The organism is Rhizobium sp. 268 (genome assembly GCF_036571585.1).
In the GTDB taxonomy this organism is placed as follows: Bacteria; Pseudomonadota; Alphaproteobacteria; order Rhizobiales; family Rhizobiaceae; genus Rhizobium; species Rhizobium redzepovicii.
On record NZ_JAPPSO010000041.1, the window covers coordinates 1 to 10,719 of the forward strand.

The following is a 10,719-nucleotide window of genomic DNA, read 5'->3' on the forward strand; positions in this document are numbered from 1 at the left end:
GCCGCATTCGTGATGAAATCATCATGGGATTCCGCAAGACCATGATGAGTTTGATAGGAACTGTCATTCTCGCGTTGAGCTGCGGGTAAGTCTCGCGTATATGCTCTTCACAAGAGAAGCAGCATGACGATGCATTTGCTAGGCCTCAACAACCACATCGTTGATTCTCAACGCCAGGATAAAAAATGTTTCACAAAAGCGATCTCCAAGCCGACCCCGATGTCCATTTCGGGACGCTCGCCAACGGCATGCGGTTTGCAATTATGCGCAATGTCACTCCGGCCGGACAGGCAGCGATCCGTTTGCACATCGCCTCCGGCTCGCTCCAGGAAAACGGCAACCAACAGGGTCTGGCGCATTTTCTCGAGCACATGGCCTTCAAGGGTTCAACACATGTCGCCGACGGGGAGATTGGCATGAAGGTTGCGGCGGTGCGATGAGAGGGCTGCCGGACAGAGTGAAGAGATGGCTCGGCAAAATTGAAGGACGGGGGCGACTGGTTGCGATTGAACACGTTGTGCGCTGGCGGCCATGCGTCTGCGGCAAGGGCTTGGCCGCTCAAACGATGGGCGTTGCAGATGCCCACTGAGACGACGGTGGGTTTCGTCCTGTTCGTGATGGCATTCTTCGTCAGCGCGATGACTGCGAAAGGACACGAGACCAGCCTTGTCGGCATTTACCAGGGTTCGGAGCTAACCGCCACCGCCGATCATCTGGGACAAGGCGGATACGAGCTGTCGGATGGCACCCTGGTGTCTTTTGACAAGTGGTACCATAGCAATTGGACCGACATGCGATTTGAAATGTTGACGCAGCTGTCGGACGATTTCGGTATCCTGTGGGGCGCGAGCACCGGTCAGCGTGCCGAAAAGGTCCGAATCGAGCCGAGTGTGAAACTCGGCTTTATTTTGCAAAAGCGACCGACAGCATCCACGACGCTTTCTCTCACCGTCAGTTCAATTTTGGGCGGGAACCTGACGGAACGACCTTGCACAGCTGACTATGGTGCCATCAGCGGTGAGCAGAGGGTGAATTGCCGGCTGGCCGCGTCGCAATTGCGGCCCTCGGACACGTTGAAATACATGATAAACCTCGAGCCAAGCCGATTGAAAATCGGTCTTCGGTTCACGGGTGAATTCTAGCGATGGTGAAAGGCAAGGCGGTACATTTCGTTGATGAAGAACAATCAGACAGGAGATTTTTTATGCACAAAACGCAATGGTTCCCGGTAGGTTTTGTTGCCGGTCTTGTAGCGTTGGCGGCACCCGGTTTCGCGGGTGATCTTGGTGCCGCTGTCAGCGGCAAAGGAACGACCGGTTCTCCAGCCGCGGAAAGCAGTAGCTCGGGCTGTCCACAAAATGCCGACGGCACATTTTGCTGGATGAGCCCGGATATTGGTCAAGCATGGGCATCAGGCTTTATCGGTTCCGGCGTATCGATAAATGTCTCAGATGACTTCACGGGACAGCCAATTGATGGGGATCTCGGTCGCGGTACGCAGAGGCAGCGCCATGGGGATTGGGTCGCTCAAATTGCCGGCATGGTCGCCCCTGGCGCAAACATATTCAAGTATGATTATCTCGAGGAGTCTTCGATCGTGCTGCAGGACGGCCTGAATGTCATCAATGCGAGCTACGGCATGTGGGAGCCACTGAGCCAGCATCCGCGCGAGCAGGCGATCGTCGGTGCCGCCTGGGCGGGGACTGCCATCGTCACAAAGAGTGCCGACAACCACAGCCGCGAGGTAGGTCAGCCGCACGTAGGGGATTTCGATGAGCTAACCATCGGGCTGATCGGGGCGCCATCGGCAATCTTTGTGGGTGCGCTGGAGCACAATGGCACTCCCGAGAACAAGGCACGGCTGGAACCATACTCGAATTATGCCGGCTCAAACCCTGAGGTGCAGAACCACTTCCTGACCGTGGGTGTCGAGCGTGACGAGATCGGCCAACGCGGCACGTCTTTCGCGGCACCTGTGGTTGCAGGCTATGCCGCCATCCTTGGCAGCAAGTTCACATCCGCAACACCGATACAGATTACTAATCAGCTGCTGGATACAGCCAGGACCGACACGCTCGTCAACTACAACCCGGAGGCTTACGGCCGCGGCGAGGCCAGCCTATCGAGGGCGCTGGCACCCGTTTCGATCCACTAGACTGCCTCTCTACCCCATGCGTCCGAACGTGGGTGGGTCGCGGCGCCCAGGCGGTGGATTGCCGTCTGTGCCGTCGCGGCTCCGGCCCGGGAACACGTTGCGATACCTGGCGAACGCTCATCTGAACCCCCTGAACATCGGTCTCTGGTTCAGAGGTCGTTCTAGCTACAAGCTCCTGATCATCGACGAGCTGGGCTTTGTGGCGCTGTCAAAGACCGGCGCGGAATTACTGTTCGAACTGATCTCGCAACGCTACGAGCGGGGTGCCACCCTGATCACCAGTAATCTGCCTTTCGACGAATGGACGGAAACTCTTTGATCCGAGCGCCTGACCGGCGCGCTGCTCGATCGCATCACCCACCACGTCAACATCCTCGAGATGAACGGCGACAGCTATCGTCTCGCTCAAAGCCGCGCCCGCAAGGCTGGCTGAAACCCCTCTCCAGAAAGCGCCGCGCGCGCATGAGACCCCGCTCGGGCTACGCCCTCCCGGGGGTCTCATGCGCGCGCCACAGTGGCCGACTTTTGCTCCGCCCCGTGCCTGTTTTTACTCCGCCGTTGATATACGGCCGAATTGGGTGCGCGTTCCGGACGTGGCTAGCGTAGCGGACGGACAGCTGACCTGATCGGTCAGCGATTGCCTGAGCACTCCCAGGTCGAGTGTCTTCTCACCCGATCGCCATGATAAACAAAGCCTATGGGCATCAAGAACTATCTGATCGAAGGCGGTTCCGGCACTGGAAAGACGTCTGTCGCTACCGAACTGGAGCGGCGGGGCTACCATGTCATCCATGGTGATCGGGTCTTAGCTTATGTCGGTGACCCCGAGACAGGCCAGGCACTCGCCGGACCACCCAAAGGCGCAGACCGCGTCGCTTGGCGATATACGTACTGGATCTGGCCCGTTGACAAGGTCCGCGCTATTGCTGCCGACACTACCCACCCTGCCACATTGGGGGCAGGACAAGAGCAGTTCAAAATCCTGCGCTAAGACCGAACGGAGCGTGAACCTTCGTCTCGCACGCGCATTATGGTCTGCCGGCTTGTCGCCAATTTCCTGGCGATGGCCGAAACACTCATCCCCGTTGCCAGATCGTTGCGCACATCTTGCTTCTGCTTTTCGTTGAGGGTTGAGGGGCGGCCGAGAGTTTTGCCCTCCGACTTGGCACGCTTGAGGCCGGATTGCGTCCGTTCGATCAGCAAGTCTCGTTCGAACTGTGCGACGGCATTGAGCACGTTCATCGTCATCGTTCCAGCCGAGCTGGTGAGGTCGGCGCCGCCAAGCGCGAGGCAATACACGCGCACGCCCATTTCGGCCAGCGCCTTAACTGTGGCGCTGACGTCGATCGCGTCGCGGCCGAGCCGGTCTAGCTTCGTCACTATCAGAATGTCTCCGGCCTCCAGCCGGTCCAGGAGCCGGGAAAAGCCGCGGCGCTGCGCAATGGCGGTGCTGCCGGAGACCGTCTCGGTGATGATCCGACGAGGCTCAACGTGGAAGCCGGCGGCTTCGATTTCCTGAATCTGGTTCTCGGTGGTCTGCCCGGTCGTGGAGACGCGGACATAGGCGAAGGTGCGCGGCATAGGTGATCTGCCCGATAGCTTATATGACTGCGATGATCAGAGCGATCCCGAGCACCCAGGGGATCAACCCAATCCATCCCGCCATTGGAGCCTGACAAAGGTATACGCCGTCCGATCCGCGTTTAAACCCGAGCCAATCAAATCCTGTCTCCGAGGAGGAAATCGTTTCCACCCGCACTTTGCCGAAGGTGATGACCGGCAATGCGATCCTGGCCGTTGTGTAGCCGATCACCTCGAGAATGAAGTCAATTATAATCACTTGGTTTGCTCCTGCCGATCAGGGGGCTGCATGGGCACGCGATTGCGTCCGAATAGGCTGTCCGAAATATCAATTCTGTTCGAAAAGCTGTCAAGGTAATTGGTGGACCGAGCATTTCGCCCCTGTACGCAATCGAACCTTTCCGTACAGGGCAAGATCATCGGCTCGCAAATGTACGGAGTAGCAAATGGCCAAGCGGAAACTTCTCAAAGCTCAGGACCGGCAGGCGCTTTTCGACATTCCGACCGACGAGGACAGCCTGATCCGCCATTATTCCCTATCGCCGTCCGACCGGCTTGAAATCGAGGTCCGCAGACGCGAGCATAATCGAATTGGCTTTGCGGTGCAGCTCTGCCTGATGCGTTATCCGGGCCGCGCGCTCATGGCCAACGAGATGCCGCCCAAGGCGATGCTCAACTATATTGCCGAGCAAATCGGAGCCGATCCAGCTTCATTTGATCTGTACGCCCGCCGGGAAGAGACACGCATGAACCATGTAGCTCGCCTGCTGGGCTATCTGGAAATGAGGAGTCCTACAGCCGAGGATCGTCGCGCTGCACTGCTGTCAGCAATTGAGACCGCCTCAACGACCGACAAGGGTGTGACGATTGCGAATACCATCATCGGCACGTTCCAAGAGCGCCGGGTTCTGCTACCGGTAACGAACATGGTAGAACGTATGGGCTTGGCAGCACCTGCCATCGCCCGCCGTCGCGCCGAGGCTGCGCTGATCGCGGATCTTGATCAGCAGAAGCTGCAAGCGTTGGACGGGCTGCTGGAAGTCGATCCGACGATCGCTCAGACGCGCTTTCACTGGCTGCGGTCGGCTCCGGATGCTCCGGGTGCGCTGAACCTGGTCGGATTGACTGAGCGCATTGCATTCCTGCGCACGCTCGGGATCGACCCGCGCTTGCAGGCCTGGATCGCTTCGGGACGATGGGATCAGATGGTCCGGGAGGGTGACGCCACACCGGCCTGGCTCGCCAACGACTTCAATGCCAGTCGCCGGCGCGCGACGATCGTCGCTCAGATCATCAGGCTCGGGCAAAAACTCACCGACGATGCGGTGACGATGTTCATCAAGCTGATGGGCCGGCTGTTCTCCCAGGCCAACAACCGCAAAAAGCAGCGCCATATGAACACCCGTATGGATACATCGAAGGCATTGCGGCTGTTCCTCGATACGATCGTTGCCCTGGAGGCGGCCAACGACACGGATGCAGACCCGATGACGACACTGGATCGGCGTGTCGGGTGACACCGCACGCCAGCGACGTTCCTGCGGCGGCAGAAGCACTGAATGCCGAAATCACTGAAATGTATCCTCTCGTCGAAGTCCCCGATCTGCTCCGGGAGGTGCATGAATGGACGGGATTTGCCGACCAGTTCACCCATGTTCGGACCGGCGATGTCCCGCAGAACATCTCCGCCATGCTGGCCGGCGTGCTCGCCGATGGCACAAACCTCGGCCCGAAACGCATGGCGGGTGCCTCGAAAGGCATCAGCGCCCATCAGATCGGCTGGATGCGTAGCTTTCACGCCCGATCCGAAACTTACCGGGCCGCGCAGGCTTGTGTGACCGATGCACACACGCGCCATCCGCATTCGCAGCTCTGGGGTGATGGAACGGCCGCTTCATCGGATGGCCAGTTCTTCCGGGCCAGCGACCGGGCCGCCAAGCGACACGATATCAATCTCCACTATGGTAGCGAGCCGGGATCGAAGTTCTACAGCGGGCTTTCCGATCAGTATGGCTACTTCAGCATTCTACCGATCAGCCCGACCGAGAGCGAGGCGGTCTATGTCTCGACGGATTGTTCGACCACGACACGATTCTGGAGATCGACGAGCTGTTCACCGATACCGGCGGCGCCAGTGATCATGTCTTTGCGCTGTTCGCCATGGTCGGCAAGCGCTTCGCGCCCCGGCTGCGCAACATCAAGGACCGGAAGTTCCACACCTTCGAGAGGGCCGATGGCTACCCGACACTGGCCAACCATATCGGCGCGCCGATCAACACAGCGCTCATCCTTGAGCACTGGGACGATCTCTTGCGGCTGGCCGCCTCGATCACGACGCACACCGTCGCGCCGTCAACGATCCTTAAAAGGTTGTCCGCGTCATCGAAATCCAGCGAGCTGGCGAAGGTGCTCCGCGAGCTTGGCCGCATCGAGAGAACCCTGTTCATGATCGAGTGGTATTCGAGCCCGGTATTGCGCCGGCGCTGCCAGGCGGGTCTCAACAAGGGCGAAGCTGCCCACAAGCTCAAGCGCGCCGTCTTCTTCCATGAGCGTGGTGAAATCCGGGATCGCTCCTTTGACAGTCAGGCATTCCGTGCCTCTGGACTCAATCTTGTCGTCAGCACCATCGTCCATTGGAATACCGTCTATCTCAGCCGGGCCACGACCCATCTGCGCAAGCAGGGCCGGAACGTTCCCGACGATCTGCTCAAGCACGTCTCGCCGCTCAGTTGGGAGCACATCAACCTCACCGGCATCTATTCCTGGGACACCGAGCAGCAAATGCCGGAAGGCTTCAGACCATTGCGACATCCCGGACGTCTTCTCAGGGTCGCATGATGTTCATCGTCCGTTCGGCCTTAGCGCAGGATTTTGAACCGCTCTTGTCCTGCCCCCACCTTGGCATAGCTGGCGACAACAATATCGTCATTGCGATAGCCGACATCGCTCCAGACGGTGGTATCGAAACGGTTGGCAAAATTCCGTTTCTTGAAGGGCCAGTCGTTGGTATCCATGATCTGCCTCAGAACAGAACGTCAACCAAACGCAGATATGCGCAAGTCATTCAGATAATTGCGGGTACTGATCTCCAGCTCTGCAGGCTTCTGTTCCGGCATGGGCCGCCTGCGGAACAGCTGCCAGCGCGACTTCCTGATCCGAGCATGGAGCCACGGATAGGGCCGGTCAGGGCACTTGAGGCCAAGAAGCGCGCAAAGTGGGTCCCACCCGTCGGCGGGATTCAGGACGAGCAGGCGATCTGCGGGAACCTCGTCGATTACGGATTGATTCCAGCAGCGAAAGTAATCGGTCATGAAAGCCCGGTCGCCGATGCGATCACCGAAATCCTTCCGCAAAAAATCGCTCAGCGCTAGGCCATCGTGGCCAAGCAGTGTGCCCTTCCTGACCACGGGAAAAATCGTCTCACTCACGGATTCGAACCAGGCATCCGGATCCCGCAGGGTCAAAATGACCTTGGCCTGCGGATAATGCACTAGCAATTCGCGCCAGAACAGGCAGCCAGGATAATCGACGCTCGCACGATATCCTTCGAAGATACGGTCCCAGTCAGCGGAACCGCCGATAGCATCGTTCCAGAGCGGCAGAGACCTGCGGACCGTCGCCGCGATCTCCATGACGTGATAGCAGGGGGCCACTCCCAGATGCTCCAGTGCCAGCTTCAAGGACAGGGTGCCGGTTCGCCCGAGCCCGGCGCCGATTACAGAAAGGCTCATATCGTCTCTCCCATAGTGCACCGCTTTGCGATCAGGCTCTGCGATATTCGGAAATCACCAATCGACTTGTCGAGACAAACGCATCACGCTGCCAGTTATTCCATCTCGCATGAAGGGAGAGCCCAGCAGACCGGGCAAGCAGGTCAAGCTCGTTCGGCCATACGAAGCGGATCTTGTGGCGAAAGACCTGCGACTTCTCGCCAAGCACCATGATGCGCTGGTCCAGAACCTGGGTAACAGGATCGCCCTTCACGCCCATAAGCATGACGGATGCCATCTCGTGTTCACCCGACGGCAGATCGGACATGCGATTGAGGCGGAAGTCGTTGCTAAAAAACGCCTCGTTCGGAATAATCGTCTGGATGATCACTGAGCCGCCGATGGCCAGACGTTTTTCAACATTGGCGAAGAAGCGCAATTGATCTTCCTGTGTCAGGAGATATTCAAACGAAGCAATGCAATAGATGAGTCCGAACGTCCCCTCGAATGGCACATCCACCATATCGCCCTGTACGATTGAAAGCTTTTCAGCTCCCGGCTTCCGCCTGAGCCGGGCCAGCATGGCCTCGGAAAGATCGACACCCGAGACTTCGATTCCACGCTGGGAAAGCGGCAGCGCAATCCGCCCCGTTCCCACGGCAAGTTCAAGCGCGGGCCGACCGGCAGCTATGTCCGAAAGCACATTGACGCAAGGCGTCATGACACTTTCAGGCCAGGAGTCCTGCCAGTTGTCGTAAAATTCCGCGTAGCTCTCATAATTGTTGACTGAACGAGCGTCCATCTGTGCTTCCTCTCTATTCACCCGCCGTCGCACGGGGCATTAAGGCCAAATTCACGCCCAAAGGCCGCAGGACGAGCGCCGGATACGGTCGCACCTTCGAGTTCGGCATTGGTTTCAGAATGAATCGTCTCAGAATGCAGACCAGCACGAGCGCCATATGCATGAGGCTGAAATGCTCGCCAATGCAGCGCTTGCTGCCGCCGCCGAAAGGAAAGAAGGCATAGCGTGGCAATCGCGGCTGTAACCTCCCGTCCAGCCAACGTTCCGGTCTGAAGCGGCCGGGTTCGTCAAAAAACCGGACACTGCGGTGGTTGATCCATGGGCTGATTATAAGCGCGCTTCCCGCGGCGAGAAAAAAGTCGCCGAGCATCGTATCCCGGGCCACGGTTCGCCCGGTCAGCCAGGCCGGTGGAAACAGTCGCATTGCTTCCATCAACGAAGCGCGGGTTTCAGGAAATGCATCGAGGCTTATGGTTCCCCCGCCTGTCGCCCATTCGGCGCCCGATGCGTTCACTTCCGCAGCAACGCGTTGCAAAACGTCCGGATGCGACGTCAGCAGGTGCAAGGTCCAGGTCAGTCCGGCAGACATGGCCTCAAGCCCCGACAAGACCATGGCGCAGAACTCGTCACAAAGCCATTCGTCTTCTTCAACGGAGGCACGGATGCCGAATTGACCAACCCCTTCAGCGTTTCCGTCTCCACTGTGCTGCTGCCTTGCTCTGGCAAGGGCCGCATGCGCCACGGTCTTCGCGGCCTCGCGGGAGCTTGCCAGACGGTAACTAGTCCTGTCAAAGCGACCGAGCGGAAGACGTACAGGATCACGCGTCTTCAGGATGATCGCCTCGGACAACGCCATGAATGCCACTCTCCCCCCCTCGTCGAGCGTGATCTTTAGAAGAAACTGACAGCCCACATCGAAGCACAGCTGCTGCAAAAGCCTCCTGATGTCGCATGAGGCAGGCCCCGTCTGCCATCGCGCCAGATGCGCCTCGGTCAACCCGAACGTCGTCCGCAAACCGGAGGCAACTCTTCTCAGATTGAAATCCGATTGCATCGCCCTGCGTTTGACTGTCCAGTCGTCGCCCGAGCTGTTCATAAGCGAGGACGGAAAACTCACCATATCCCTGTCTTCGGGAGATCCAGATTTCTGAAAGAGGTCATCACGATCATGAAGAATAGTTTCGATGAGCTCCGGTGCAGTGACGATGTAGAATCCATCGTCAATGGCAATAAGCGGGCTTTCGATCTCATGACACGAAGACAGTAACGAAAGGGGATCCCATCGAAATCGGAGATTATTGCTGAAAAACACTCCCCTGCGAAGACTGGGTATCGTTTGTCTGTGGTTCGCGATGTATGTCATAGTGGAAAGCGGCTGCTAAAATTGAAATGCGAGCCTCTTCGACCCCTGCTCAAGTTCAGATAGTCACCCCCGGGGACCTGCCATCCAAATCCCGGGGGTCGGAAAATGTTCAGTATGTGTAGATGTAACGCGGCTTGCGGCTTTTAAGTTTGGAATATTTCCAAATATATGAAAATATATTCTTCATATCATACTCCTTTATTTTGTATCGGCGCGAATGTGCAACGGATAGACGCTAGCAAACCTTATTTTTGAAGTCAATAAACCCGATGTCAACGGCGGAGTAAAAACCGGCCACGGGGCGGAGCAAGAGTCGGCCACTATGGCGCCCGCCTGAGACCGCCGGTAGGGCGTAGCCCGAGCGGGGATAAGTGGAATTTCTGCTTGACTTCGGCTTAGATGCCGGAAACAGGAGATACCATGACGAGACGACCGCGCCGGAACCACAGCCCGGCTTTCAAGGCAAAAGTGGCGCTCGCCGCCATCCGAGGCGAGCAGACGCTGGTGGAATTATCCCAGCAGTTCGACGTGCATGCCAACCAGATCAAACTGTGGAAAGACCAGCTCCTTGAGGGGGCGACAGGCGTTTTCGGCGATGAAGGGAAGACGGAGCCGGCGGGGCCAACCGTCGATGTGAAAACGCTGCACGCCAAGATCGGCGAGCTGACATTGGAGAACGATTTTTTAGCCGGAGCGCTCGGCAAGGCGGGATTGCTGGGCGGAAAGAAATGATCGACCGCGAGCATAAATTGTCGGTCGCACGCCAGGCAAAGCTTCTCGGCTTCAGCCGTGGCAGCGTCTATTATCTGCCGCGTCCAGTTTCGGACGGCGATCTGGCTCTGATGCGCCGGATCGACGAACTGCATCTCGATTATCCGTTTGCCGGAAGTCGGATGTTGCAAGGGCTCTTGAGGGGAGAAGGGCTGGAAACTGGGCGGCTGCACGTCGCCACGCTGATGAAGAAGATGGGCATCGAGGCGATCTATCGTCGATACCTCCAAACCCGCGCCAGGGCACAAGGTTTACCCTTATCTCCTACGCAGGTGTTGTCACGTTAAGTTTCTCTGGCTGGAAAGGTCAGCGGCTCGTGGATATTCAGGCGACACAG

The 10,719-nt window shown here is 58.0% G+C and carries 8 protein-coding genes and 5 pseudogenes; 7 read left to right on the plus strand and 6 right to left on the minus strand.

Annotated elements, in window-relative coordinates:
• Positions 1-185: 185 nt before the first annotated feature.
• From OS035_RS32830 to OS035_RS32850, 5 genes and pseudogenes are all read left to right on the plus strand, one after another.
• Positions 186-413: pseudogene (locus tag OS035_RS32830) on the plus strand (insulinase family protein); the annotation flags it as partial.
• Between the two features lie 66 nt (positions 414-479).
• Positions 480-1,142, plus strand: a complete 663-nt coding sequence (locus OS035_RS32835) for a hypothetical protein (protein ID WP_331815455.1) — start codon at positions 480-482, stop codon at positions 1,140-1,142.
• A 2-nt stretch (positions 1,143-1,144) separates the two neighbouring features.
• Positions 1,145-2,155 carry a S8/S53 family peptidase gene (locus OS035_RS32840; protein ID WP_331815458.1) on the plus strand — a complete coding sequence of 337 codons (1,011 nt, stop codon included), beginning with the start codon at positions 1,145-1,147 and terminating at the stop codon, positions 2,153-2,155.
• Positions 2,156-2,315: 160 nt separating this feature from the next.
• Positions 2,316-2,588 (plus strand): annotated as a pseudogene (locus OS035_RS32845) (ATP-binding protein); the annotation flags it as partial.
• Positions 2,589-2,852: 264 nt separating this feature from the next.
• Positions 2,853-3,119, plus strand: a pseudogene (locus OS035_RS32850) (nucleoside kinase); the annotation flags it as partial.
• Between the two features lie 23 nt (positions 3,120-3,142).
• Here OS035_RS32850 and OS035_RS32855 read toward each other — a convergent pair.
• The gene (locus OS035_RS32855; protein ID WP_012477311.1) at positions 3,143-3,736 is read right to left on the minus strand and encodes a recombinase family protein; all 594 of its coding nucleotides are present in this window, start codon (positions 3,734-3,736) and stop codon (positions 3,143-3,145) included.
• Positions 3,737-3,755: 19 nt separating this feature from the next.
• Positions 3,756-3,995 carry a hypothetical protein gene (locus OS035_RS32860; RefSeq protein ID WP_130827539.1) on the minus strand — a complete coding sequence of 80 codons (240 nt, stop codon included), beginning with the start codon at positions 3,993-3,995 and terminating at the stop codon, positions 3,756-3,758.
• Between the two features lie 187 nt (positions 3,996-4,182).
• Here OS035_RS32860 and OS035_RS32865 point away from each other — a divergent pair.
• A pseudogene (locus OS035_RS32865) lies at positions 4,183-6,574 on the plus strand (Tn3 family transposase).
• 20 nt (positions 6,575-6,594) lie between these two features.
• Here the strand turns inward: OS035_RS32865 and OS035_RS32870 are convergent.
• The 4 genes from OS035_RS32870 to OS035_RS32885 are packed head-to-tail and all read right to left on the minus strand — an operon-like array spanning position 6,595 to position 9,560.
• Positions 6,595-6,750 (minus strand): hypothetical protein, encoded by a 156-nt coding sequence (locus OS035_RS32870; protein WP_155251708.1) that lies wholly within the window; start codon positions 6,748-6,750, stop codon positions 6,595-6,597.
• 21 nt (positions 6,751-6,771) lie between these two features.
• Entirely contained in the window at positions 6,772-7,467 is a 696-nt protein-coding gene (locus OS035_RS32875; protein WP_028744310.1) for a sulfotransferase family protein, read from the minus strand.
• Between the two features lie 31 nt (positions 7,468-7,498).
• Complete coding sequence (locus tag OS035_RS32880) at positions 7,499-8,248, minus strand: class I SAM-dependent methyltransferase (RefSeq protein WP_028744311.1); 750 nt, start codon at positions 8,246-8,248, stop codon at positions 7,499-7,501.
• Between the two features lie 13 nt (positions 8,249-8,261).
• Complete coding sequence (locus OS035_RS32885) at positions 8,262-9,560, minus strand: cytochrome P450 (RefSeq protein WP_331815498.1); 1,299 nt, start codon at positions 9,558-9,560, stop codon at positions 8,262-8,264.
• 471 nt (positions 9,561-10,031) lie between these two features.
• On the opposite strand from OS035_RS32885, the pseudogene OS035_RS32890 reads away from it, so the two are divergent.
• Positions 10,032-10,655, plus strand: a pseudogene (locus OS035_RS32890) (IS3 family transposase); the annotation flags it as partial.
• Between the last annotated feature and the right edge of the window lie 64 nt (positions 10,656-10,719).